General features: G+C 66.2%; 18 protein-coding genes and 1 riboswitch. Of the genes, 12 read left to right on the forward strand and 6 right to left on the reverse strand.

From position 1 onward, the window contains the following. Positions 1-103: 103 nt before the first annotated feature. Positions 104-1474: an alpha-amylase family protein gene (locus ABQY64_RS04350; RefSeq protein WP_024938324.1), complete on the reverse strand. Its 1371-nt coding sequence runs from the start codon at positions 1472-1474 to the stop codon at positions 104-106. Between the two features lie 383 nt (positions 1475-1857). Between ABQY64_RS04350 and ABQY64_RS04355 the strand changes: the two genes are divergently transcribed. Together ABQY64_RS04355 and ABQY64_RS04360 are read left to right on the forward strand one after the other, a co-directional pair. Further along, positions 1858-2403 carry a DUF2058 domain-containing protein gene (locus tag ABQY64_RS04355; RefSeq protein WP_046345723.1) on the forward strand — a complete coding sequence of 182 codons (546 nt, stop codon included), beginning with the start codon at positions 1858-1860 and terminating at the stop codon, positions 2401-2403. Positions 2404-2460: 57 nt separating this feature from the next. Then, positions 2461-3018, forward strand: a complete 558-nt coding sequence (locus ABQY64_RS04360; RefSeq protein WP_349780340.1) for a DUF3228 family protein — start codon at positions 2461-2463, stop codon at positions 3016-3018. 209 nt (positions 3019-3227) lie between these two features. Here the strand turns inward: ABQY64_RS04360 and ABQY64_RS04365 are convergent, their stop codons facing one another. From ABQY64_RS04365 to ABQY64_RS04375, 3 genes are all read right to left on the reverse strand, one after another. Continuing rightward, on the reverse strand, positions 3228-3821 hold the full coding sequence (locus ABQY64_RS04365; RefSeq protein WP_349780341.1) for a porin family protein: 594 nt from the start codon (positions 3819-3821) through the stop codon (positions 3228-3230). Between the two features lie 927 nt (positions 3822-4748). Next, positions 4749-5231, reverse strand: a complete 483-nt coding sequence (locus tag ABQY64_RS04370) for a hypothetical protein (RefSeq protein ID WP_349780342.1) — start codon at positions 5229-5231, stop codon at positions 4749-4751. Beyond that, entirely contained in the window at positions 5231-5521 is a 291-nt protein-coding gene (locus ABQY64_RS04375) for a hypothetical protein (RefSeq protein WP_349780343.1), read from the reverse strand. The genes ABQY64_RS04370 and ABQY64_RS04375 overlap by 1 nt, the downstream gene beginning before the upstream one ends. Before the next feature lie 294 nt (positions 5522-5815). Between ABQY64_RS04375 and ABQY64_RS04380 the strand changes: the two genes are divergently transcribed. After that, positions 5816-6667, forward strand: a complete 852-nt coding sequence (locus tag ABQY64_RS04380; protein WP_349780344.1) for a tetratricopeptide repeat protein — start codon at positions 5816-5818, stop codon at positions 6665-6667. 116 nt (positions 6668-6783) lie between these two features. Here the strand turns inward: ABQY64_RS04380 and ahcY are convergent, their stop codons facing one another. Next, the gene (gene ahcY, locus ABQY64_RS04385) at positions 6784-8226 is read right to left on the reverse strand and encodes an adenosylhomocysteinase (RefSeq protein WP_016902210.1); all 1443 of its coding nucleotides are present in this window, start codon (positions 8224-8226) and stop codon (positions 6784-6786) included. A 31-nt stretch (positions 8227-8257) separates the two neighbouring features. Beyond that, positions 8258-8371: riboswitch (S-adenosyl-L-homocysteine riboswitch) on the reverse strand. 188 nt (positions 8372-8559) lie between these two features. Here ahcY and ABQY64_RS04390 point away from each other — a divergent pair. From ABQY64_RS04390 to ABQY64_RS04420, 7 genes are all read left to right on the forward strand, one after another. Then, positions 8560-11034 (forward strand): prolyl oligopeptidase family serine peptidase, encoded by a 2475-nt coding sequence (locus tag ABQY64_RS04390; RefSeq protein WP_374151358.1) that lies wholly within the window; start codon positions 8560-8562, stop codon positions 11032-11034. A gap of 399 nt (positions 11035-11433) precedes the next feature. Beyond that, on the forward strand, positions 11434-14148 hold the full coding sequence (gene ppc / locus ABQY64_RS04395) for a phosphoenolpyruvate carboxylase (RefSeq protein WP_349780346.1): 2715 nt from the start codon (positions 11434-11436) through the stop codon (positions 14146-14148). A 132-nt stretch (positions 14149-14280) separates the two neighbouring features. Beyond that, positions 14281-14853, forward strand: coding sequence for a TetR/AcrR family transcriptional regulator (locus tag ABQY64_RS04400; protein WP_016902213.1), 573 nt, complete (start codon positions 14281-14283; stop codon positions 14851-14853). Further along, positions 14850-15887: a DUF4105 domain-containing protein gene (locus ABQY64_RS04405; protein ID WP_016902214.1), complete on the forward strand. Its 1038-nt coding sequence runs from the start codon at positions 14850-14852 to the stop codon at positions 15885-15887. Before ABQY64_RS04400 ends, ABQY64_RS04405 begins: the two co-directional genes overlap by 4 nt. A gap of 77 nt (positions 15888-15964) precedes the next feature. Further along, positions 15965-17908, forward strand: coding sequence for a triacylglycerol lipase (locus ABQY64_RS04410; RefSeq protein ID WP_230673699.1), 1944 nt, complete (start codon positions 15965-15967; stop codon positions 17906-17908). 318 nt (positions 17909-18226) lie between these two features. Then, a complete protein-coding gene (locus tag ABQY64_RS04415) occupies positions 18227-19429 on the forward strand; it encodes an OmpA family protein (RefSeq protein WP_016904953.1) in 1203 nt (400 codons plus the stop codon). A gap of 593 nt (positions 19430-20022) precedes the next feature. Further along, complete coding sequence (locus ABQY64_RS04420; RefSeq protein ID WP_374151343.1) at positions 20023-21345, forward strand: histidine-type phosphatase; 1323 nt, start codon at positions 20023-20025, stop codon at positions 21343-21345. An 871-nt stretch (positions 21346-22216) separates the two neighbouring features. Here the strand turns inward: ABQY64_RS04420 and metK are convergent. Next, the gene (metK, locus tag ABQY64_RS04425; protein ID WP_349780348.1) at positions 22217-23428 is read right to left on the reverse strand and encodes a methionine adenosyltransferase; all 1212 of its coding nucleotides are present in this window, start codon (positions 23426-23428) and stop codon (positions 22217-22219) included. A 446-nt stretch (positions 23429-23874) separates the two neighbouring features. On the opposite strand from metK, the gene ABQY64_RS04430 reads away from it, so the two are divergent. After that, positions 23875-24681: a UDP-2,3-diacylglucosamine diphosphatase gene (locus ABQY64_RS04430; RefSeq protein WP_039524069.1), complete on the forward strand. Its 807-nt coding sequence runs from the start codon at positions 23875-23877 to the stop codon at positions 24679-24681. Between the two features lie 233 nt (positions 24682-24914). Further along, positions 24915-26003 carry a metal-dependent hydrolase gene (locus ABQY64_RS04435; protein ID WP_349780349.1) on the forward strand — a complete coding sequence of 363 codons (1089 nt, stop codon included), beginning with the start codon at positions 24915-24917 and terminating at the stop codon, positions 26001-26003. Positions 26004-26050: the final 47 nt, after the last annotated feature.

The raw sequence follows: 26050 nt of genomic DNA on the forward strand, positions 1-26050 counted from the left end.
CCACAACACCGGCGATGAGCCGGTGTTTTCCTGTGTCAAAGGCCGCGTGTCTTTACGATCGGGCTTCAACCACGCAGCGGACGCCTCGTGCTCACCCGACAGCTCAGCGCCGCCACATGCGTGCACCGCGCGCCGGCAGCGTGAAGGTGTAGGAGCCGCTGGAAATACGCACCACGCTGCCCGAGCCCAGTGCATCCACATAATCCGCATTCCAGTACAGCACGCTGCCATTCATCGCCACGGTAGTGGTGACCGGATTGCCGCACTTGTTGATGCCGACGATGCCAAGGCTGCCGCGCCGGAACAGCACATGGCAGGAACTGGACGACAGCACCTGCATGTCGCTGCCTTGCACGCCGTTGTGGAAGCCGATCATGCGGCGCAGGTCGTCGCGCAGATAGGCGTTGACCCAGCGGTTGTCGCCGCTTTCGTTGTTGTCGGTGTAGACCATCGGCATGCCGCCGTTGCGGCCGATCAGATACGCGTATGCCAACGTCTCGTCGACGGGGTCGAGGATGGCGTAGCGGAAGCCGGCATTGTTGGGGATGTCGTGGGTGACGGCGAAGGTCACCGCGCGATTGCCCGGCAAGGCCTGTCCGGTGGACGCGGGATCCACCAACTGCTGCAGGCTGGCGCCAATGGCGAATGCATTGCGCACCGCGTTGAACAACGGGAAGTCGTAGGCCGCATGCGGTGTGGACTGCAGGTACGGCGCCAGGAACTGGTCGTAATCGCCGTTGCCGCTGCCGCCGCCGGTGATCACTTCGCCGAACACATACACGCCGGAACGAATGCCCGCATCGAAGACCCGATTGAGATGGTCAAAGCTCATGTGCTTGGCCGCATCGACACGGAAGCCGGTCACACCCAGGCCCTTCAGCGCTTGCAGATAGGCGCGCTGCTGCTGCACCACCCAATCGTTGCCGACCAGGTCCGGCAGGCCCGGATCGCTGCCGCCACCGCAGATACGATAGGTGCGCACCTGATAGGCGTCGTTGTAGTTGGTGATGCACTGGGCCGGACCGAAATCGCTGGCGCTCAGGAAATTCGATTGCAAGGTGCCGAACAGGCGCAAGGTGTCATAGCGGCCTGGATTTGCAGCGTATTGCGCGAGCACGGCGCTGCCGGGGTAGTTGAGATCCGAGCGTGTCGCGGCCTCGTTGGCCATGTGGTTGAGCACCACATCGGCATAGGTTTCCACACCGTTGTTGGCCAGCGCCTGCACCATGCGCGAGAACGCGGCGGTGTCGCCCAGCGGGCCATCGATCACGCGCAGATCCTGCGGCTGGTAGCGTGCCCACCACGCGCTGCCTTGCGAGCGATAGGCGGGAGCGACCAACACCTTGCGATAGCCGGCATCGGCAATCTGCTTGGCGCGTGCTTCCACCGTGGCATACGGCCAATTGAAGGCGTGCAGGATCACATCGGCCTGCACATTGGCGGTGGTCAGCAGCAGCACCAGCGCGGCGAGCAGCAGCCGCGAGCTGCGTTGAAGCCGTGAGGGTGGGGGTGGAGTGTGCGTATCGCGCATCGGATGGATCTCCAGTCGGTAAGCGCGAGCACACGCATGTTGCGCGATACCCGCATCAAGGCCTCCGGCCCCTGTTCCGGAAAGCGCGCGCACGGCGTGCAGCGCGCGGTGATGCTAAGCGTGCATCGCGGCGCAACATCGCTGTTGTGCATACGTATTCAATGCGAGTACCTGCGAAAACCCCGATGCAGGTCGCGCTTTGCGCGGTGGCGGTGGATCGCGGTACCGCGGTACGGCGCGGTGCTGCAGCCGGCGCGGGCTTGGGCAGTCAGGCTGGGTGGCGCGGGGCGCGGTAAACTGGGCGCACATTCACCGGTTCCCCTCCCATGCGCAATCCGCTGCAAGAACAACTGCTCAAGGCCGGCCTGGTCAAGAAGGCCCAGGTGGACAAGGTCGCGCGCGAGCAGAACAAGCAGCGTCATGCCAAGGGCGCGGCCGTGGCACCGGCCGAGGTCGACAAGGTGGACGCGGCGCGGCTACAGGCCGAGCGCGCCGAGCGCGATCGCGCGCTGGCCGAAGAACGCAAGCTGCAGCTGCGGCGGCAGGAAGTGCTGGCCCAGGTCCGGCAGATCGTGGAGACCAACAAGGTCAAGCGCGATGGCGAGATCGACTACCGCTTCAACGACGGCCGCGTCATCCGCAGCGTGCTGGTCAATCCCACGCTGCGCAGCCAGCTGGCCAGCGGGGCGCTGGTGATCGTGCGGCATGGCGATGGCTTCGAGCTGATTCCGCGCGCCGCCGCCGACAAGGTCTACAGCCGCGATGCGGACACTGTGGTGCTGGATCATGGCCGTAGCAGCACGCCATCGGCGCCGGACAGCGACGACGATTATTACAGCCAGTTCAAGGTGCCGGACGATCTGATCTGGTAAGTGGTCGCATGGCAGGGCTGCAGGCTACCCTGGCGTTCTTTGCCACCCACCACCGTCATGTCCATCGTTCTCACACCGTTTGCCCGCACCCGTCTGTTTCCTCGCGATGGTCGTCGCAACGCCATCCAGGATTGCACGCCCGAGCAGTTCATCCAGCGGCTCAATGAAGAGGCGCCGGTGCGCGTGATAGAAGGCTATGCGCCGTTCTGCCAGCTGCATGTGCACCGCAACTGGACCTCGACGCGCTGCCTCACTGCGCCGATCACCGACGACAAGCGCCACCAGCTGCGCTCCGGCTACGAGGCACGCAGCACGCAGGAATTGCCGGTGCTGGTGCGCTGGTTCGAAGGTGTGGAGCCACCGGTGGCGACGTATCTGCTGCCGATCCTCTACAGCCGCGATCAGCTGGCCAAGGAGGGCGCGCCGATCGACGCCGACTGGGGCGTGGTCGGTTGCCTCTATACCACCGAGCCGGAAGAAATTCCGATGGCACCCATCACCATGCTGCGCAATGCACTGGGCGTGGAGGAGGGCGGCTCCGGTGTGGCACTGGACCGCGATGCGTACCGGCGCAGCGTGGCGTTCTGGGAACGCAATGCGAACTGGCGGCCGTAGCAGGTAGATGGCTCGCTTCGTATCGTGGGATTTTCCCGTGGTAGGGAAAGCAGCGCTGCTCTTGAACTCAGGCGTGGCGGCGGCATGGCGCCGCTTCGCCGCCACCGGCGCATCCTTTCGCCGAGCGTGAACGTGGTTGCACGTACGGCTGCAGAGTCGAGCTGCGTCTGCTGTTTCGGACTCGCCGCAGCTCGACATGCTGATGGCTGTCAGAACCGGTACTCGGCATTCACCGATGCCATGTCGGTGCTCAGATCGACATCGAATTTCTTGGCGTTGTAATGGTTGTAGTTGGCGCCGATGCTGAAGTGCTCGCCCAGGTTGTAGCCCACGCCGGCGCCTGCATACCACGACAGCTTGTCCAGGTCGGAGCGGTCGGGCACGGTGTCATTGCGCAGGCCCTGGCCCTTCCAGCCATACAGTCCGCCACGCATGCTGGCGTACCACCTGTCGCCCAGTGCGAAGCGTTGATTCAGGCCAACGGTCCAGCCATGCAGCTGGCTTTCGTCTTCCACGACGGCATCACCGTTGAACAGATTTTTCGCCTGGATATTGCCAAGATCGTTATAGCCAGCTTCCAGGCCAATCGATAACCACGGAAACAGCACGTTCCAGCGATACCCGGCGGCGATGTTGTAGCCGGTAGCGCTGCCATCGTAGGGCCCGCTCTTGAGCGAGGTGCGGCCGACGCCGCCGTTGACGAACCAACCCGCACCGTCGCCGGATGCGGACTGCGCAAAGACATCGGGTGCGGCCGTCACTGCCAGCCCCGAAAGGGCCAGTGCGACGAGGGTGTTTTTCATGAGCATGTCTCTTCAGAGTGCGATGACAAGGAGTGATGCACGCCGTCGTCCTGTGAAACGGCATCAGCGTGGCAGCGCGACGTTCTCCCTCAGAGTTTGGAAAGTTATTGGCTGCAGCTGCGTGCTGCCGGGTTGTCGCAATGTCGTCCGGGGATCCATACCGTGCAGTCGCTCGTCCAACGCTGCGCGTCTGCAGGCAATCGTCGGCGGCGCGGCTCTGATCATTGCAAGGGTGAGTGCGGGGGAAGGCTCGGCCCGCTGCCTGGCGACGCCGATCAGCGATCACTGCGGCGCGCAGCAGCAACTCCTTCAGCGGTGCCTTGCCTATCACCGAACAATAAGCACCGGCGTTGATGGGTTGATTGGATGGGGTGACGCTGTCGGTTCGTGATGCCGATGCCAGGTTGCCCAGTCGCTAGCCAATGCCAAGGGCTGGTTGGTCGGGTCGGCTCCAGGTGATGGTGCGTATCGGTCCGTGGACCAAGCCTGCGTCACGCAGCTGGCAAAAAACCGCCGCTGGTGGCCAGCCTCCCGGCGCATCGCCGAATGGCAGCTGCAGCGATTGCAGATGGCTTAGCGCCGCCGCAAGGGCCTGCTTTGACGTGTAGGCAATGGCAACCCCATCATCGGTTGCTGTCCCCACCGCAAGAAGCCGCTCGCGCACAGGGCCGGTCGAACACACGACACGGATGCAGTCGTCGAGGACGGCTTCTACGTGCTCCTGACGGGCTTTCAACGGTAAGTCCACTGCTGCGTTACGTGATGCCAATCCTACCTCCCCTGACGTGGCGTCGCCCTCATGACGGACTCGAACCCGTGCTGCCTCCGGGGAGTCCGATTGCTGGAGATGCAGCGTCTGCAAGCACCGATCGTGACGCAGCGTGTATGTGCCGGTGCACTCTGAATCGATGGACCGACGCCCATCCGTCAATCGGCGGTCCATTCCCACCAGGGGTAATGGTATTCGCGGTCGGTGGCGTGCCAGGGGCGGCCGCAGCGGGTGCAGGCGACGTGGTGGCACTCGCCCCAGCCATCGTCGGCTACTTCCAGCCCGAGCAGCTGCATCTGCTTTTGGTCGATCAGGCTGCGGGGGTCGAAGAACAGGTAACCGGGATTGAGCGCACACAGGCAGCCCGCCCGGGCGTGCCAGAAGCGCAGGCGCCGCACGGCGGCGATGAGGTGCACGCTGTTGCTGAGCAGCAGGCCGCCGAACTGCAGGCCCTGGCTGCTTCGCTCTATCCGCTCCGCATGCGTTGCCAGTGCATCGAGCACCGTTGTGTCGAACGTCTGCGCGACCTCGTGCGCGGCATCGGTGATGCGCGCACCGTCACGTGACAGCAGGGCCTGCAGCAGGGTATCGGCCTGCGTATCGGCCAGGCGGGGAGCAGGGGCGGACCACGGCCAGCGCATCAGCGCGGTTTGCCGATTTGCACGCAACGGCCGACGGTTGCGCGCAGCAGGTCGGACGACGCCCAGTCCACTCCCAGGCGGCGCCGCACGGCACCGAACTGCCGGTGCTTCGTCTGCCGCGGTGGACCGACGCTGTCGAGCAGATAACCGATGGCGCGCTGTGCGGCAACATTTGCATCCATCGCGGACTTCTTGAACCCTGTCGCGTCTGCCAGTGCCTTCATGTCCCGCCGCGCGGCCGACGTCATGATCGCTGCCGGCAGTTCATGGGCTTCGCTGTTGCCCAGCATGGCTTGAACACTTGCGTTGGTTCCAGGCTACTGTTTTCCACGGCTTCGCCTCGCGTAGGGTTCGGCGTGGGCGTTGTGCACGTAGCTGCGCATGGTGTGGGCGATCTTTTCGCGCTGGACCAATGTAATTTCGGGAGCATGGGCGCATTTTAACGCAGCGTCTTGGGCGTCCAGGTCGAGTCCCTGGCCGGGGGGCTGGCAACGGGCCTCCTGTCTGGCCACCGATGGCGCTTCCGCATCGCGGTCGCCGCGCCACTGCGATAATGGCCGCCAGATCCTGCCTGGAACCCGAGCATGCGCGCTCCTCAACGTCTTCATGGTTTGACGCTGGACACCGCCGTCTGCGCAGGTCCCTATCCGCCACAGGGCTTTTGGACGATTGCCGAAGGCGCGCTCGGTAACGGCGATTGTTTCGGTCTGTATTGGCCGTTGGGCTGCGAAGGCGAAACGCCAGTGGTGTGCGAGATGTTTCACGATGAAGGGCGCATGGTGTTCAGCCATTCGTCGCTGGATGTATTCGCGCAGTGGCTGGACATCAACCATGTGCTGGACGAGCAGGCCTGGGACGACGAGAGTTGGGACCCACGCGCGCATGATGTTCCGGATGTGGATTCGCCGTTGCCATTGATCGAGCGCGCGCAGCTGCATGTGCAGGCAGGAGAGCCGTCCGAAGCGATCGAATTGCTGCAGGCGGCATGCCGTCGCTTCCCCGAGCTGCAGCGGGCGTGGACGATGCTGACAGTGCAGCACAGGCGTCTGGGGCAGCACGAGGCTGCGGTGGATGCGGCACGTGCGGCGATCCTGGCCAACTGGGCGTTCGGTATTCCCGATCCAAGCGTGCTGCGTCTGCTACGTGCGGCCGAAGCAGGCAATGATCCGGTGCTGGCGATGGTCCAGCAGATGGAGTTTGCGTTCGGCGGAGCCAAGACCAACCCGGACTATGCAGCGATGCAGGTCTGCATCGACCGTTGCTGGGAGGCGGGCGATCACTTGGCTGCATTGCGTTTGACGCAGAATCGCTGCTATGCATTGCGTGGCGAAACCGTGTCGTTCCAGCAGCGCGAAGGGTTTGACTTGGCGTCCTGGCAGCATGACTTCGTCGCGCAGTGCCGCAGTGCGCTGCGCGACGACCGGCAGGGCATGTAACGACGTATCGGGCAGCATCTCCGCATGGCGCGCGGCGTAAACACAGAACGGGCGCCTTTCGGCGCCCGTTCTGCAAATGATCAGCACTGACGGCCGCTGGCCGTCAGCCTGCATGATCAGTAGCGGTAATGATCCGGCTTGTACGGGCCGGCCACGTCCACGCCGAGGTAGTCGGCCTGGTCCTTGGTCAGGGTGGTCAGCTTGACGCCGATCTTTTCCAGATGCAGACGTGCGACTTCTTCGTCCAGGTGCTTGGGCAGGATGTAGACCTTCTTCTCGTAGCTGTCGCGCTTTTCCCACAGGTCGATCTGCGCCAGGGTCTGGTTGGCGAACGAGTTGGACATCACGAAGCTCGGGTGGCCGGTGGCGCAGCCCAGGTTGACCAGGCGGCCGTCGGCCAGCAGGAAGATCGCATTGCCGTTGCCGAACACGTACTTGTCGACCTGCGGCTTGATATTGATCTTTTCCACGCCCTTGAGTGCGTTCAGCGCATCGACCTGGATCTCGTTGTCGAAGTGGCCGATGTTGCAGACGATGGCCTGATCCTTCATCGCCTGCAGGTGCTCGACGGTAATGATGTCCTTGTTGCCGGTGGTGGTGACGTAGATGTCGCCGCGGCCGAGGGTGGATTCGATGGTGTTGACCTCGAAGCCTTCCATCGACGCCTGCAGGGCGCAGATCGGGTCGATCTCGGTGACGATCACGCGGGCACCGTAGGCACGCAGCGAGGCGGCACTGCCCTTGCCGACGTCGCCATAGCCGCAGACCACCGCGACCTTGCCGGCCAGCATCACGTCCATCGCGCGCTTGAGGCCATCGGCCAGCGACTCGCGGCAGCCGTACAGGTTGTCGAACTTGCTCTTGGTGACCGAGTCGTTGACGTTGATGGCCGGGATCAGCAGCTTGCCGGCTTCGGCGATCTGGTACAGGCGGTGCACGCCGGTGGTGGTCTCTTCGGAGACGCCCTTCCAGTCCTTGACCACGCGGGTCCAGTAACCCGGACGCTCGACGGCCACGCGCTTGAGCAGCGCCTTGATCACGCCTTCCTCGTGCGAGGAGGCCGGCTCGTCGACCCAGGTGCTGCCATTTTCGAGCTCATAGCCCTTGTGGATCAGCAGGGTGACGTCGCCGCCGTCGTCCACCACCAGTTCCGGGCCGGTCTGGGTGCCGTCGGGCAGGGTGAAGGTCAGCGCGTCCAGGGTGCAATCCCAATACTCTTCCAGCGTCTCGCCCTTCCAGGCGAACACCGGCGTGCCGGAGGCGGCGATCGCGGCGGCCGCGTGGTCCTGGGTGGAGAAGATGTTGCACGAGGCCCAGCGTACGTTGGCGCCGATGTCCTTGAGCGTTTCGATCAGCACCGCGGTCTGGATGGTCATGTGCAGCGAGCCGGTGATGCGTACATCCTTCAGCGGCTTGGTCTGCGCATGCTTGCGGCGGATCGACATCAGGCCCGGCATCTCGTGCTCGGCGATGTCCAGCTCCTTGCGGCCCCAATCGGCCAGGGAGAGGTCGGCGATCTTGTAATCGGTATGTGGGGCGATTTTCGTGACAGCGTTCATGCAATAGCTCCGGTAAGCAGACCAATGTCTGCAATGCGGGGCGCCGTTGAACGATGAATGCTTGTCGAGCCTGGCCGTATTTCCCGCACTTTTCGTGCAGTTGGCGGATCAGTCCGCCATACCGGTCGCAGCGCCCCTCGACGAGAGCGTTGATTATATCGGCAGCACCCCCCTCCGGCATGAATTGGCCGGCTTGAAGTGGCACGCGCCCCAACCAACGGCAGGGGAGCGGGGGGCACGTGGCTGCTATGGTCCGGAGTCGATCGACACTGGGGATGGACAATGCAGGCGACACCCGATGCACGGCACGGCAGGCGGCAGCAGCGATGGGCCCTGGCAGGCGTACTGGCGCTGAGCGCACCACTGGCTGCGGCCGCAGGCGTCGCGCCGGCTGGCCCGCCTGCCGCTGCGGCAAGCACTGGCTACCAACTGCCCTCCAAGGCGCTGCAGGCAGTGGTGGACGCCCCGCGCGCGCCGCTGCTGCACCTGTCGCCCAAACGCGACCTGGGCGCGATGGTGCAGTTGCCGGCGTTGCCGGACATCGCCGAGGTGGCCCAGCCCGAACTCAAGCTGGCCGGCCTGCGCATCCATCCCCAAACCTTTGCCAGCAGCCGGTTCTCCTTTGCCGATAAGCTGTGGCTGCTGTCGGTGGCCGACGGCAGCGAGCGGCAGATCGCCGGGCTGCCGTCACCACTGTCGCTGGCCACGTTGAGCTGGTCGCCGGATCAGCGCTACCTGGCGTTCCGCCGCGAGGACGCGGCCAGCGGTGCCAACGAGCTGTGGCTGGTGGACGTGGCGGCCGGGCAGGCGCGGCGTCTGGTGGCCGGTTTGAATACCAGCGTCAACGACGATCTGCGCTGGTTGCCCGATGGCAGCGGCCTGCTGCTGCAGCAGCAAGTGGCCGGGCAGGGCGCGTCGCCCACCCGCGATGCGGTGCCGGACGGCCCGGCGATCCAGCAGACCAGTGCCGCTGCCGGCGTGCGTTCACTGCCGACCTATCAGGACTTGCTGCGCAACGAGGCCGATGCGCGCGTGTTCGAGTATTACGCCACCGGCCAGCCGGTCATCGTCAGCGTGAGCGGGCAGGTGCGCCCGATCGCCACGCCCGGCATCTATCTCAATCTGTCGGTGTCGCCGGATGGCCGTTACATCCTGAGCGAACGCAGCGAACGGCCGTTCTCGTATCTGGTGCCGGTGGACAACTTCGCACGCCGTATCGAGGTGCTGGACCTGCAGGGCAAGCTGGTGCACCAGATCGCCCGGCTGCCATTGGTGGAAGGCCTGCCGACCGGCAACGATGCCGTGCCCACCGGCGTGCGCGACATCGCCTGGCGCGTCGATGCGCCGGCCACGCTGGTCTGGGCCGAGGCGCAGGACGGCGGCGACCCGGCACGCGAGAGCAAGATCCGTGATGCGGTGCTGATGCAGGCTGCGCCATTTACGCGTGCGCCGGTCACGCTGGCGCAACTGGGCAGCCGCATCGAAGGCATCCAGTGGGGCCGCGGCGATCTGGCCATCCTCAGCGAAAGCTGGTGGAAGACCCGCCGCACCAAGCAGTGGCGCATTGCACCGGACCAGCCGCAGCGCGCGCCCGAACTGCTCTGGGACCGCTCCTCGCAGGACCGCTACAACGATCCCGGCACGCCGGCGACCGTGGCCGACGGCAAGGGCCGCACGCTGCTGCAGACCGGCGCCGATGGCAACAGCCTGTTCCTGCTCGGCAAGGGCGCCTCGCCGGAAGGCGACCGCCCGTTCGTGGATCGCTTCGATCTGCAGAGCAAGCGCGCCACGCGCCTGTTCCATTCGCAGGCGCCGAGCTATTCCGCACCGCTGGCATTGCTGGATGCGCAGGGCACGCAGTTGCTGCTCAGCCGTGAATCGCCCGAGGAGCCGGCCAACTATGTCGTGCAGGCGCTGGGCGATGCAGCGCCTGCGCCGCGGGCGTTGACGCATTTCGCCCATCCGCTGCCGCAGTTGCGTGGCGTGCAGAAGGAGCAGATCCGCTACAAGCGCGCCGATGGCGTGGACCTCACCGCCACGCTGCTGCTGCCGCCCGGTTACGACCCCAAGCGCGACGGCCCGCGGCCGCTGCTGATGTGGGCTTATCCGGGCGAGTTCAAGAGTGCCGACACCGCCAGCCAGGTCACCGACTCGCCCTATCGCTTCAATGCGATCAGCTACTGGGGGCCGCAGGCGTTTCTGGCGATCGGCTATGTGGTGCTCAACAACCCGACCATGCCGATCGTCGGCGAAGGCGATGCCGAACCCAACGACACCTATGTGCCGCAGCTGGTCGCCGATGCGCAGGCCGCGGTGGACGAAGTGGTGCGGCGCGGGGTCACCGACCGCGAGCACATCGCCATCGGCGGGCACTCCTACGGCGCTTTCATGACCGCCAACCTGCTCGCGCACACGCGGCTGTTCAAGGCCGGCATCGCGCGCAGCGGTGCCTACAACCGCACCCTCACCCCGTTCGGGTTCCAGGCCGAGGAGCGCAACTACTGGCAGGCGCAATCGGTGTATCAGGCGATGTCGCCGTTCAACTACGCCGACAAGATCAAGGATCCGCTGCTGTTGATCCACGGCCAGGACGACAACAACACCGGCACCTTCCCGATCCAGAGCGAGCGCATGTTCGCCGCGATCAAGGGCCTGGGCGGCAACGCGCGGCTGGTGTTGCTGCCCAACGAATCGCATGCGTACCGCGCGCGGCAGTCGATCCTGCAGATGCTGGCCGAGAGCGAGCAGTGGTTGAAGACCAATCTCGGCGAGCCGGTGAAGGAGACCGGCGCTACGCGCACGCGTTGATCGATGGTGCGCTGGCACCGGTAGGAGCGCGCTTGCGCGCGATGCGGCTTTACCGGTGACGCTTCTTCGCGCCCGGGTGCGCTCCTACGGTGAATGCGTCCGCCTCGCGTCCCGGGAAGATTTGCTGCGCCGTCCACACGATTGCCGCGATCACCGGTAGGAGCGCACCCGGGCGCGACGCAGCATGACCAGGACAGCCACATCGCGTAGCAGCGGGCTGGCCCGCGATGGGGCATGACCGGGAAAGCCCCATCGCGCGCCAGCGCGCTCCTACGAGATTCATCGCCACGTGCGCCAGCACACGATGGTTGGTGTTGAAACCGTCGTGCCGGTCGCGATCATCTAATCCTTTTGGGTTAGTCTTCGACGACTTTGCGCTTGAGAGGGTGTGCGTTTCCGATGAACGAGTACCGCAGCAGTCTTGTGTTCGCTACCCCCGATCTTGCCTTGCGCGACGATGTGCGTCGGCTCGGTGCACTGGTCGGTGACCTGCTCGCCGAGCAGGTCTCTGCGGAATTCCTCGATGAGATCGAACGCGTCCGCACCACGGCGATTGCGCGCCGCGAGAGCGATGCCCCGCCGTCGACGCTGAGCGAGCAGCTGGCCGGGCGCGAGCCGCGCGAGGCCGAGTCGCTGGTGCGCGCCTTCAGCACCTATTTCCAGGTGGTCAACATCGCCGAGCGCGTGCACCGCATCCGCCGCCGCCGCGAATACCAGCGCAGCGGCACCGACACGCCGCAGCCGGACGGGTTGCACGATGCCTTGCGCCGGCTCAAGGCGCAGGGCGTGACGCTGGACGAACTCAGCGAGTGGTTGCCGCGGATCGACGTGGAGCCGGTGTTCACCGCGCATCCCACCGAGGCGGTGCGCCGCGCGCTGCTGGAAAAAGAGCAGCTGATGGTCGCCAGCCTGGTCGACAACCTGGACGGCATGCGCACGCCCAACGAGCGCGCCACCGACGCGGCGCGCTTCCGCATGGCCTTGACCGCGTCCTGGCAGACCGCCGACTCCTCGCCGGTGCGCCCCACCGTGGAGGACGAGCGCGAGCATGTGGGCTTCTATCTCACCCAGGTGCTGTATCGCGTGGTCCCGGTGATGTACGAAACCCTCGAACACGCCATCGAAGAAACCTACGGCAGCGTGCCGACCCTGCCGCGGCTGCTGCGCTTCGGCACCTGGGTCGGCGGCGACATGGACGGCAACCCCAACGTGGATGCCGTCACCATCGCCGGCACGCTGGATGCGCAACGGCGTGCGGTGCTGGACCGTTATCAGAAGGAACTCTGGCAACTGGCCAGCCTGCTCAGCCAGTCGACCACGCTGGTGGCGGTGAGCCCGGCGTTGAGCGAGCAACTGCAGCGCTACCGCGCGCTGTTGCCGGAGGACGCCGCACGCTCGCGTCCGCGCCACGGCGACATGCCGTACCGGCTGCTCAACGATCTGATGCGCGCGCGCCTGCAGGCCACGCTGGACGATGCCGCGGGTGCCTACACCAGCCCGTCCGAGCTGGAACACGACCTGCAATTGATCCTGGACAGCCTGCAGGCCAACAAGGGCCTGCACGCCGGTTGGTTCGCGGTGCGCCGCCTGTTGTGGCGTGTGCGCACCTTCGGTTTCCACCTGGCGCGGCTGGATGTGCGCCAGGAATCGAGCGTGCATGCACGTGCAGTGGCCGACGCACTCGGCCAGGCGGATTGGGACGAACAGGATGCCAGGCAGCGCGCTGCATTGCTCGGTCCGTATGCAGCCGGAGAGCAGGCATTGCCGCGCGTGGATGACGAAGGCAATGCGCGGCTGGATGCGGTGTTTGCCGCGCTTGCCGATGCGCGCAGCCGCCACGGCGCCGATGCGCTGGGCAGCTACATCATCTCGATGGCGCACAACCGCGCCGACGTGCTCACCGTGCTGGCGCTGGCGCGCCGTGGCGGCCTGGTCGACGACGCCGGCGCAGTGCCGCTGGATATCGTGCCGCTGTTCGAAACCGTGGACGATCTGCGCGGCGGCACCGGCACCGTGCAGGATCTGCTGGCCGACCCTGTCTACCGCCAGCACCTGGCCGCGCGCGGCGATACGCAGATGGTGATGCTCGGGTATTCGGACAGCGGCAAGGACGGCGGCATCACCGCCTCGCGCTGGGGGCTGCAGCGCGCGCAGGTGGAACTGCTCGAAGCCGCCGCCGAGCTGGGCGTGCGGCTGACCTTCTTCCACGGCCGCGGTGGCTCGATCGCACGTGGCGGCGGCAAGACCAGCCGCGCGCTGGATGCCGCGCCGCGCGGCAGTGTCGATGGCCGGCTGCGCGTGACCGAGCAGGGCGAGGTGATCCATCGCAAGTACGGCATCCGTGCCCTGGCGCTGCGCTCGCTGGAACAGATGACCGGCGCGGTGCTGCTGTCCAGCCTGCGTCCGCGTGCGCCCGAGCCGCGCGAGGATCGCTGGCGGCCGGTGATGGACCTGGTCGCCGAACAAAGCACCGTGGCGTATCGCGCGTTCGTTGGCGCGCCGGATTTCATGCAGTACTTCCGCCGCGCCACGCCGATCGACGTGATCGAACGCATGACGCTGGGCTCGCGCCCGTCGCGCCGGCTCGGCCAGGACGCGGCCTTGTCCAACCTGCGCGCGATTCCGTGGGTGTTCGCGTGGAGCCAGGCGCGTGCGGTGATCCCGGGCTGGTACGGCGTGGGCAGCGGCCTGCAGGCGGCGGTGGATGCCGGGCACGAAGACACCTTGCGCGAGATGGCGCAGGACTGGCCGTTCTTCCGCACCTTTCTCGACGACGTGGCGATGGTGCTGTCCAAGGGCGACCTCACCATCGCCGAGCTGTTCTCGCGGCTGTCGGGCGAACTGCACGAGCGGTTCTTCCCGGGCATCGGCGCCGAGCTGGCGCTGACCAAAGGCTGGGTGAAGGCATTGACCGGCCAGCAGTCGCTGCTGCAGCACGACCCGCGGCTGGCCTTGTCGATCCGCCTGCGTAACCCCTACATCGACCCGATCAGCGTGCTGCAGGTGGACCTGCTGCAACGCTGGCGTGCCACCGATGGCGAAGACGACGAGCTGTTGCGCGCGCTGGTCGCCTGCGTCAACGGCGTCTCGCAAGGCGTGCAGAACACCGGCTGATCCGGTTCGGCGCTACGACGATCGGATCAGACGGTCGAATCAGACCGCCCGATCCGACCGTTGGTCGGAGAGGGTGCGGAATCGGCAAGCGGACTCTGGTGTAACCGGACAAATCTGTCCGATAATGCCGCGATGACGACTTCCCGCCCTGATGCCGCGCTGCGCCGCCGGCAGATACTCGATGCCGCCGACGAAGTGTTCAGCGAACACGGCGTCAATGCCCCGCTGGAGCTGGTGGTCGAGCGTGCCGGCCTTGGCCGCGCCACGCTGTACCGCAATTTCCCTGACCGGCTCGCGCTGATGACCGCGCTGATGACCCGCGGCCTGGACGGCCTGGAGCGGCTGGCCGCCGATCTGGCCGAGCGCCCGGACGGACTGGCCGTGCTGCTGCACGACGTGGCCGAGCACATCGCCCAGTCCGCGCCGCTGGTGGATTTCTGGCGTTCCATCGAACGCGCGCACCCGGCGGTGGAAACCGCCGACCGGCGCGTGGTGAGCATCTTCCTGCCATTCGTGCATCGCGCCCGCGACGCCGGCCTGTGCCGCGCCGATGTCGACGACGAACAGCTGCTGCTGGTGATCGACATGCTGGGCAGCTGCCTGCGCGGCAATGACGAATCCGAACGCAAACGCCTCGCCCATCGTTCGGCCGATCTGTTGATGCACGCATTGGGCATGCAGGTACCGGAAGGCGGCACCCGATGAAACCGGCCACGCGTTCGCGCATCGGGCGCTGGGCGTTGCGGGTGGCGCTGGTGCTGGCAGCGCTCTGGGGCGGGCTGGCGATCTACTTCGCGCTGACCGGCAACGCGTTCGTGCGCGCGGCGTGGGTGGGCTCGTGGTGCGCGATGGCAATCGCGGCGTTGTGGGGCTTGCGCCGTGGCCGCGAGAACTGGGCCTTGGTGGGCATCTTCAGTGCGGCATTTGCGGTGCTGGCGGTGTCGTGGTGGATGATGCAGCCCAGCCAGGACCGCGACTGGGCCGACGATGTCGCCCAGCGCCTGCAGCCCGAGGTGCACGGCAACATCGTCACGCTGCACAACGTGCGCAATTTCGACTGGCATAGTGAAACCGACTACCAGCCGCGCTGGGAAACCCGCCAGTACGATCTGGACCGTTTGGTCAGCGCCGATCTGGCGCTGTCGTACTGGATGGGCCCGGCGATCGCGCACACCCTGGTGTCGTTCGGTTTCGACGACGGCTCGCACGTGGTGTTCTCGCTGGAAATCCGCAAGGAGCGCGACGAGTCGTTCTCGGCATTGGGCGGATTTTTCCGCAGTTTCGAAGAGACCCTGGTAGCCGCCGACGAGCGCGACATCCTGCGCGTGCGCACCAATGTGCGCGGCGAGGACATGTATCTGTATCGGCTGGCGATTCCCAAAGCCGGGCTGCGCCGCATGTTCATGGGCTACGTGGGCCTGGCCAACGACTTGAATCGCGCGCCGGCGTTCTACAACACGCTCACCAGCAACTGCACCACGATCGTGTTCGCGTTGGCGCGGCAATTGCAGCCCACATTGCCGCTGGATCATCGCCTGCTGCTGTCCGGCTACGCCGACGAATACGCCTACGATCACGATGGGCTGATGCCCGGCTACGACTTCGCGACGCTGAAGCAGCGTGGGCATTTCACCGCACGTGCGATCGCCGCCGACAAGGCGGCCGATTTCTCCGAGCGCATCCGCGCCGGCATGCCGCAGGCACCGGCGCCTGGGGCCACCGCGAGCGCACCCCGGTGAAGGCTTGCCTGCGTGGATGTCGTACCTCTGCAGTGCTGGCGGGTGTACTGGCGAGCCTGTGGCTGAGTGGCTGCGCCATGGTCACGGTGCAATCGCACAGCAGCGGCGACTTCATCGCGCGCACGCGTGGCGATGTGCTCAGCACTGGCGCGTTGAGCCAGGCCAGCGGCGAGACGGTGCAGGTGGCCGGTCTGCAACCCAAGGCCTGCCGCAGCGACCCGCTGCCCTGCCTGCAGCAACTCGCCACCGTCGCAGGCATCGGCGATGAACGCCGGCTGGCAACGCAGGCCGAGCTATGGACCGCGCATGCGGTTGCGCTGGGCGGGCGCGACCCGACAACCATGAGCGATGCCGCAGTCGACGCCTGGCTGGAGGCCGCGCGGCACGCATACGCGTATCTGTTTTTCACCGATCGGGCGCCCAGTGCGCGTGCGTTCGAAAATCGCCAGACGCAGGTGCGCGACTACTACAACTACGCCGTGCAGCAGGTGATCGAACGCCTGTTCGCACGCGCGCAGCAGACCGGCCAGAGCGAGCGCGAACCGACCAGCATAGGCCGCTGGCAGGTCGGTATCGATATGTCAGCGTATCGGTTGCCGGGCGGCGGCAACACGCCGCGCGCGATCTTCGCCGCCTCGGCATTGCGCTTCGATGGGCTGCGCAGCACATATCGACGCGACGGCTTCGGCGCCGAACTGGTGGCCGAGGTGGACCCACAGGTGGTCGGCGACCCTGCCGGACTGGCCTTGCAACAATCTGCCGCCGCTGTCGCGACACCGGAGCGTCCGCTGCCCACCTTCAGCGAGATGCCGTATGCACCGGCAACGCTGCTGCTGCGCTTCGAGGGCGATACGCTGGATGCGGTGCTGCGCGGTCGTGCCGTCACCGTGGTGCCTTACGATCCGTATCGCCAGAACGAAGTGGTACTGCATGGCCAGCGCGTGCCGCTGGCGGCCAACTTCACTGCCGCGTATGGCCTGTGGTTGGCCAGGTCCGGGTTTGCCGCGCAGTCCCTGCGGTCGATGCTGGGCAGCGCGCGCGGCATCGACCGCCCGCACCTGTATCTGATGCAGCCCTACGACCCGGACCGACGCGTGCTGTTGATGCTGCATGGCCTTGCCAGCAGCCCGGAAGCCTGGGTCAATGTCGCCAACGAAGTGATGGGCGATGAAGCGCTGCGCCAGCGCTACCAGATCTGGCAGGTGTACTACCCCACCAATGCGCCGGTAGCGGTCAACCGCGCCGAAATCCAGGCTCTGGTGGAGCGCAGCCTGCAGCACTTCGATCCATCCGGCACGGCGATCGCATCGCACGACATGGTGTTGATCGGCCACAGCATGGGCGGGGTGATCGGGCGCCTGCTGGTGTCTTCGTCGGGCGAGCGCCTGTGGAATTCCCTGCTGGAAAACTACCGGCTGGACGGCGAGCGCGGCGCACGCGTGCGCGCGAAGTTGTCGCCGTTGCTGCATTTTTCGCCAATGCCGCAGGTCGACCGCGCCATCTTCATCGCCGCGCCGCACCGCGGCACGCCCCTGGCCGAAGGTGGGCTCGGGCGCTTCGTCGGCCGCCTGGTGCGTTTGCCGATCGCCTTGCTGGATCGCTTCGGCGATGTGTTTCAGGATCTGGCCAGCAGCGAGCGGCGCGCGCAGGGCGACGACCCGCGACGCAAGCGGCGCCTGCTGCCGCCGACCAGCATCGACAACCTGCGCGATACCGACCCGTTCGTACGCGCCAGCATGGACCTGCCGATCTCCCCGCAGGTGCATTACCACACCATTGTCGGACGCGAAAAACCGCAGGTGCCGCTGGCCGATTCCGACGATGGCCTGGTGCCGTATCGCAGCGCGCATCTGGACGGTGCCGAGTCCGAGCTGGTGGTGACCTCCTGGCACAGCGTGCAGGAAACCCCGCAGGCGATTCTGGAAATCCGCCGCATCCTGCACGAGCAGCTGCAAGCCGAAGCGGCAGACACAAACCAGGCGCAGGCCGCGCGTCCGGCTGGGGCGCCGGCGACGTTCTGAGTGCGCTGCACCATCAGTGGAAGGCGTGGCTGCTAGTCACGCACCGCGGGGTGTGGAGTTTGCCGCTGCCAATGCGCGCCATTTTCCAGTTCCCGGCGTTGCGATTGCTCACGACTGGGCCGGCCAACCTGGGCAACGCGCGGTCATCCGGTGGGTGCGACGACGCGCAGGAGCCGGAGTACACGAGCATGCCGATCCCGGCACCGACCGCACTGCCTGACGGTCGCGCAGTCGTCGCGTCGGCCGCGTTTAGCGCGTTGTTTACCTGGCCCGTGCTATCAGGCGGTTCTCGAACACGCTCGAACCAGGGAAGACGCAATGCGCAAGACGCTGTCGGCAGTGATCTGGGTGCCCTTGCTGCTGGCCGGTTGCGGCCGCGGCGAAGGTCAACGCGAGCCAGCCGACCCTGCGGGCGCCACGCCCCCGGCAGCGCAGACCGCAGCGCCTCCGTCCGCATCGCCACCGGTCGCCGATGAAGCGGTGCCCGAGTTCCCGGCCATCCCGTCGATCGTGGTGCCGGAGATTGCCGGCGTGACCCCGGCGCAGCGCGCACTGGAGGCCTCGCTGCAGGACATTCTCGACCCGATCGAAGGCGTCAGCGTGACGCCGGCACGCTGCGGCGATGGCGGCAGCCTGATCAACGACGCCGGCATCACCAGTGTCGATGCCAACGGCAATCTGCTGCGCAACGGCGACGGCGGGCTGTTCGACCTCAAGGCCGATGGCAGCGGTACCGCCAACTTCGACGGCGGCCTGATCCGCGTCAATGCCGACGGCAGCGGCACCATCAATGCCAGCGGCGCCGGTGGCGACGACGCGATCGTCCAGGTCCAGGCCAGCGGTGCCGGTACCTACAACGGCCCGGCCGGCCTGATCAGTCTGGATGGCAAGGGGGCAGGCACCTGGAACAGCGACAAGAGCGGCTTGGTCGACAACCACGGCGATGGCAGCGGTACCTGGAACGGCCCGCGCGGTCTGATCACCATCAACGCCGACGGCTCGGGAACCTGGAACGGCCCGGACGGGCTGGTGCAGAACCGCGGCAATGGCACCGGCACCGTCGGTACCCCGCCGCGCGAAGTGCGCATGCCGCCGCTGCCGAAGGTGCCGCCGGCCGGGCGCTTCCCGCTGCTGCAGAAGTTCGCACTTCCCGGCGCACCGTGCGGCTATCTGATCACCTTGAACGAGCGCATCCTGTTCGACTTCGACAAGGCCGAGATTCGCCCCGACGCCGCGCGCGTGCTCGACGTGCTGGCGGCCGCACTCGGCAAGGTCAGCGCCAAGGACATGGAGGTTCGGGGGCATACCGATGCCAAGGGCAGCGATGCCTATAACCAGGCGCTGTCCGAGCGCCGCGCCGAGGCGGTGCTGGCCGCATTACGCACCCGCGGTGCCGCGCAGTCGGCCGGCGCAAAAGGCTATGGCGAATCGCAACCGGTGGCACCCAATACGCTGGATGGACAGGACAACCCCGGCGGGCGACAACTCAACCGACGCGTGGAAATCTTCCTGCGCACCTGAGTGCGGGCCGATCTGCACGCATACAGTCGCATGCAGGCGCAGGAGCACGACGGTCCCAGATAGCTGGCGCGCTGCGCAGGCGTGTGTCGATGGATGGATGCCGGTCCACCTCATGTCAGCGCGGCGCGGCCTCGCGCAGTGCGTCCTGATGGTCGGTGCGCGGGGGATCTACTCAAAGCGGCGCACCATGCGGTGAGTTGCGGGTGTACAAGGCTGATGCCGAGCTTCGAGCGGCCAACACACCGACTGCGCCGCCGTCAGGTGAGGCGCTGCCGGTGCTCGGAAGCGGTATGGACCTATTCGTACATTTCGATTCTGAGCGCACCCTCCGCACCCACCTGACGACCGCCAGCTTTCTTGTGTTGTCCGCTCTTGGCACCGCAACCGTGCGACTGCTTAGGAGCATTCATCGCTGCGTGGCAGCTTCCCGGACATGTTGGATAAGTTCCGCCAGGTGTCGTCTGCCTTGCACATTGGCCCGGTAAATTCCGCGATGAACAACCGGATGACCGACAGGTATGGGTTTCAGGCAAGCGAAGAAAACGGGGCAGGGTGGTGAACAGACGCCCGCAGGCGATGACGGCAGCGACGCGATGGGGATCGCGTCGTTGCCGTCGTGCAGGATCGTCGCGCCGTTGCACGCAGGCGTCAGGCCACGTTCGACGACAGCGCTTCGTCCACGATGGCGGATGCCGGTACTCGCACTCGGCGCGCTGCTGCTGATCGGCTGCACGCCGCGTCCGCCCGGGCCGCCCGCAATCGCGCAGACCGCGCAACTGAAACGCGTGGTGGCTGTCTTCCGGCACGGCGTGCGCGCACCGCTGCAGGGCGAAGCCGCCGCAGCGCACTATGCCGACGCGCCCTGGCCGCAATGGTCCACACCGGCCAGCCTGCTGACGCCGCACGGGCGCATCGGCGTGCAGTTGAGCGGTGACTATCTGCGTCAATGGCTGGCGCAGCAGGGCGTGTTGCCGCTTAGCGGCTGCCCGGCAGCAGGCAGCGTGTCGGTCTGGGCCAATACCGATCAGCGCACCATCGACAGCGGCGCCTTGCTGGCCGAGGCGCTGGCACCAGGCTGCGGGATCGTCGCCGGACATCGCCAGGCCGGCAGCAACGATCCGTTGTTCCGCCCGATCGAAGCCGGCGCGGTGCCGTTCGATGGCACGGCGGCGGTTGCGGCGATCGAAAAGCAAACCGGTGGCCCCGCCGCATTACTGCGAGGGCACGCAGCCGAGTTGCAGGCAATGCAGCAGATCCTGGGTTGTACGCGCACGCCCTGCGACTTTGCGCAGATGCCGTCCACGCTGGCACCGTCGGCCAACGGGCGCGGCCTGGCCCTGGGTGGGCCGATCGATCTGACCTCCGGCACCGGCGAGGTGTTGCTGCTGCAATACGCCGAAGGCCTGCCGCTGTCGCAGGTCGGCTGGGGCCGCGCCACACCCGAGCGGCTGACGCAGGTCTCGCGCCTGCATGCCTTGTTGTTCGACATCTACGCACGTCCGCATTACATGGCTTCACGTTCGGGCGCACCGCTGGCGCGTGAAGTGCTGCAGCGCTTCGGCGATGTGCAGGCGCCAAAGGTCTCGGTCTTCGTTGGCAGCGACACGCATATCGCCGCGTTGAGCAGTTTGCTGGGCGTGCACTTTCATCTCCCCGGCTACGGCGCCGACGATCCGCCGCCGGGTGGCGCATTGCTGCTGGAGCTATGGCGCGAACCGAATGGGCAGCAGGTGGTGCGTGCGAAGTATCTTGCGCAATCGCTGGATCAACTGCGGACGCTGGCGCCATTGGATCTGGCGCACCCGCCGTTGCAGCAGGAACTGGCCTTGGGTCTATGCACGGGCGAGCAACGGATGGCGTGTCCGTTGAAGGCATTCGCTCAGGCGTTGGAGCAACAGTTGCAACGTGAGCCTTGAACGCAATGCCGGGGCTGCGATGTGCAGGCACCTTCAGCTCATCGAAGCATCCGCATGGAGAGGGTAGATGTCGTGCGCAAGATTGATCGGAGTACGGAGTTGGTCGGCAGCGCGGCGCCGCATCCGGTGTCGGGACACGCCGTAAATCCATCCCTGGAGGCTCGGTGGCGGCATCCATGCCGCCACACGGTCCCGCCCCCGGACGCGACACCACGCTCCCAGCATTGCCACTGCTGATCGGCAAGCAATGTTTTCAAGCAGACGTGGCGCTTGCGGATTGGGCCGGCCAGGTCGTCGAGATCACCTCAACACTTGGTCTTTGAGTAGTGGAGAAGGAAACACGATCCAAACCACGATCACTTAACCAGCCGCCGCTTTTCTATCAGCCGCCGACAATGATCGCTGGTACGCGTGCAAGCGCCCGCAGTAGACCGAAGCAGTCGCATGAAAACGCCAGATGTCGTGCGCAAGATCGATCGGTGTGCGGAGTCGGTCGGCAGCGCGGCGCCGCATCCGGTGTCGGGACACGCCGTAAATCCGCCCCTGGAGGCCCGGTGGCGGCGTCCATGCCGCCACACGGCCCCGCGCTCCCAGTATTGCCACTGCTGATCGGCAGACACTACGCGTGCAAGCGCCTTCAATGGCCGAAGCCCTCAGTAACAAAGCATCAGTGACCGGAGCATTCGCACAACCCCACTAGACGTCCAACACGGAGATTCGTCAGCAGGCGGTGGCCGCATCAAAAAACCGGACACGCAGTGAATCTATCCGTGGAACTCCATTGGAAACATCCATTCCGCCAAAACGCACATGGGCCGCATCAGCGGCCCATGTGCAATTCACTATATTCGCTCCCGCAGGAGCAGCTGGCTTACTTCAGCTTGGCGTCGGCGCGCAGGGCGTCGGCGCGGTCGGTCTTTTCCCACGAGAACGCGGTGGCGCTGTGCTGCGCACCGGTTGCGTCGGTGTAGGAGAAGTCCTTCGGCTTGCGGCCGAAGTGACCGTAGGACGCGGTCTGCTGATACATCGGGTGGATCAGGTCGAGCATCTGGATGATGCCGAACGGACGCAGGTCGAAGTGCTTGCGGATCAGCTTTTCGATCTGCTCGTCGGCGATCTTGCCGGTGCCGAAGGTGGTGACCGAAATCGAGGTCGGCTCGGCCACGCCGATGGCGTAGGAGACCTGCACTTCGCAACGGTCGGCCAGGCCGGCAGCCACCACGTTCTTGGCCACATAGCGCGCCGCGTAGGCTGCCGAGCGATCGACCTTGGACGGATCCTTGCCGGAAAACGCACCGCCACCGTGACGCGCCCAGCCGCCGTAGGTGTCGACGATGATCTTGCGGCCGGTCAGGCCGCAATCGCCCACCGGCCCGCCGATCACGAACTTGCCGGTCGGGTTGATGTGGAACTTGGTGCCCTTGTGCAGCCACTTGGCCGGCAGCACCGGCTTGAGGATTTCCTCGCGCACGGCCTCGACCAGATCCTTCTGCTTGATGCCCGGATCGTGCTGGGTCGACAGCACCACCGCGTCGATCGCGGTCGCAACGCCGTCTTCGTAGCGCAGGGTGACCTGCGACTTGGCGTCCGGACGCAGCCAGGACAGCGCTGAGTTCTTCTTCTTGCGGATCTTGGCCTGCTGCTCGACCAGGCGGTGCGACAGATGGATCGCGGCCGGCATGTGGCTGTCGGTCTCGTTGGTCGCGTAGCCAAACATCAGGCCCTGGTCGCCGGCGCCCTGCTGTTCCGGGTTCTTGCGATCCACGCCCTGGTTGATGTCCGGCGACTGCTTGCCGATCAGGTTGAGCACGCCACAGGTCTCGCCGTCGAAGCCGACGTCGGAGCTGTTGTAGCCGATGTCCAGAATGACCTTGCGGGTCAGCGCTTCCAGGTCGATCCAGGCACTGGTGGTCACTTCGCCGGCAACGATCGCCACGCCCGTCTTGACCATCGTCTCGCATGCCACGCGGGCGCGCTTGTCCTGGGCCAGGATGGCATCCAGCACTGCGTCGGAGATCTGGTCGGCGATCTTGTCCGGATGGCCTTCGGAGACCGATTCGGAGGTGAACAGGTAGCTGGACATCAGGCTTATATCCCTTGATTCGGATGAAAAGATGGGTGCGGATGATACACCGTCCGACAACCCTGTGCATTGTGCGCCTGAACAGCCCGCTGTGGCGTTAAACCCGTGTCGTGGCGGGGGTTTGCACGGTCATCCGGGTGTCGTCAGCTTGCCATGCAATGGTCGTACTGACCGGTCAGCATGCGCGCGTGCCTGGCGGCATGGCTGCGTGCAGCCACGCCGCTGGAGAGGAATGCGCGATGTCGCTGGACAGTGTGCCGGTGCGAGGGCGCATGGCTGCCATGGCGACCACGAGCCGGGATGCGGGTGCCCGATTGCAGCGCTCCGCCGCGGCTTGCTGCGCGCGCATCTGCGTCAGCGCGCTGCCGACGCCTGCGGGCGGCGCACGCAACCTGCCTGCGCAGCGCCCGATCGCGGCGCCGAGATTTTGCCCTGGAGATGTCCGCATGCACGTGTCCACATTGCACCCTCCCGTCCGCGCCCTGTTCCTGTCCGACCTGCACCTGGGCTCGCGGCACTGCCATGCCGCCGAGATCGCCGCGTTCCTCGGCCGCCAGCGTTGCCAGACCCTGTATCTGGTCGGCGACATCATCGACCTGTGGTGGATGTCGCAGCGGCGCGCGGTCTGGGATGCGGCGCATCAGCAGGTGATCGCCGCCCTGCATGCGCAGGCCAGGCGCGGTACCGAGATCATCTACGTGCCCGGCAACCACGACCGTGCCATCCGCCGCTTCTGCGGCCTGGTGATGCCGGCCATGCAGGTGCGCCGACGCAGCGTCCACACCTTGCTGGACGGCCGCCGGCTGCTGGTCACCCATGGCGACGACTACGATGCGCAAACCCATTTCGGCGGCTTGCAGGAACGATTCGGCGACTGGCTCTACTACCGCATCCTCACCGGCAATCAGCTGACCAATCGTCTGCGGCGGCGCCTGGGCATGCGCTACTGGTCGCTGGCCGAGTTTCTCAAGCGCCGCAGCGGCGCGGCCGAGCGCTATATCGGCCGCTTCGTGGCGGCCGGCCTGGCCGATGTGGTGCGCCGCGATCTGGACGGCATCGTCTGCGGGCATATCCATCGCGCCGCACTGCGCATGCAGGCCGGCCATCTCTACGCCAACACCGGCGACTGGGTGGAGAGCCTGACGGCGCTGCGCGAGACGCAGTCCGGCGCACTGCAACTGGTCAACCATCATGGCGACGTGCTGGCCGAACTGGCGCCGCAACCTCATGCCGCGCAGCAGCGCGCGGCGTGAGGTTGGTCAGGCGCAGCAGCTGCCGGCAGACCGCAGCTGCCGGTATGTGCCATCGGATGTGCGCGGCGTGCAGCGTTCGCTGTCCTGGCGCAAGGACTGCGGACGGCGGCTGCAGCGTCGTTTTCGACCGCGAGCCGCAGCGCAATGTGAGCACCGCGGCTGCTGGCTGACTGCCGGCCGGCCAGAACGCACGTGATGGCACTGGACGATGCCCGTCCTGCTAGCATCGGCCGATGGATTCATTGACCCAGATCGTTCTTGGTGGCGCCGTCGCTGCCGCCATCGCACCGGCCGGACAGCGCCGTGCCGCCCTGTTGGCCGGCGCCGCACTGGGCACCTTGCCCGATCTCGATGCGCTGGTATTGCTGCCGCTGACCGACGATCCGGTCACGCTGATGACGGTGCATCGCAGCGCCAGCCATTCGTTGTTCGTGCAGCCGTTGCTGGGCTGGCTGATCTGGTGGCTGTTTCGCCGTTACGGCAACGGGCGCGTGGCCACTGCGCCCAAGCGCTGGTTCTGGGCGATCCAGTTGGCGTTGATCACGCATCCGCTGCTGGATGCCTTCACCGTCTACGGGACCCAGCTGTGGTGGCCGCTGCAGCCGCATCCGGCAATGTGGTCGAGCGTCTTCATCATCGACCCGGCCTACACGCTATGGCTGTTGCTGGCTTGCGCGGTGGCATGGTTTGCGCGCGCGCGACCGGTCGCGCAGCACGCGATGGTGATCGGGCTGGCGCTCAGCTCCGCCTACCTGGGCTGGTCGTTGCTGGCCAAGCACCTGGTCGACCAGGAAGCGGACCGTGCACTGGCCGCGCTCGGCTTGAAGGATGCGCCGCGCTTCTCGGTGCCGATGCCGCTCAACACCTTGCTGTGGCGCGTGGTGGCGATGACGCCCAACGGCTATGTGATCGGCGAACGCTCGCTGGTGGCCGACAAGGGGCCGATGCAGTTTCGCGGCTATTCCAGCAACACCCAGGCCCTGGGCGAGGTGGCCGGTTTCGACGCGGTGCGCCGGTTGACCTGGTTCAATCGCGGTTTCATGCGCGCACGCCTGGTCGATGACGAGCTGATGCTCAGCGATCTGCGCATGGGTCTGGAGCCGGACTACAACTTCAACTTCGTGGTGGCCCATCGCCAAGACGGGCAATGGCAACCGATTACGCCGCGGCAGATCCAGGCCGCCTACCGCGCGCCGGTGGCGCGCGATCAAATCGGTGAGGTACTGGCACAGATGTGGCGCCGTATCTGGCACGAGCCCACCGGCACGGTGCTGACCGGCGATCTGGAACACGCCGCCACGCCTGCGCCGGCCGCTCGGTAGGTTCGCTCAGTCGGTTCGCCCAGCAATACGCACGCAGCAAGTCCGGG

Source organism: Xanthomonas sp. WHRI 7065 (assembly GCF_040203115.2).
GTDB classification, from domain to species: Bacteria; Pseudomonadota; Gammaproteobacteria; order Xanthomonadales; family Xanthomonadaceae; genus Xanthomonas; species Xanthomonas arboricola.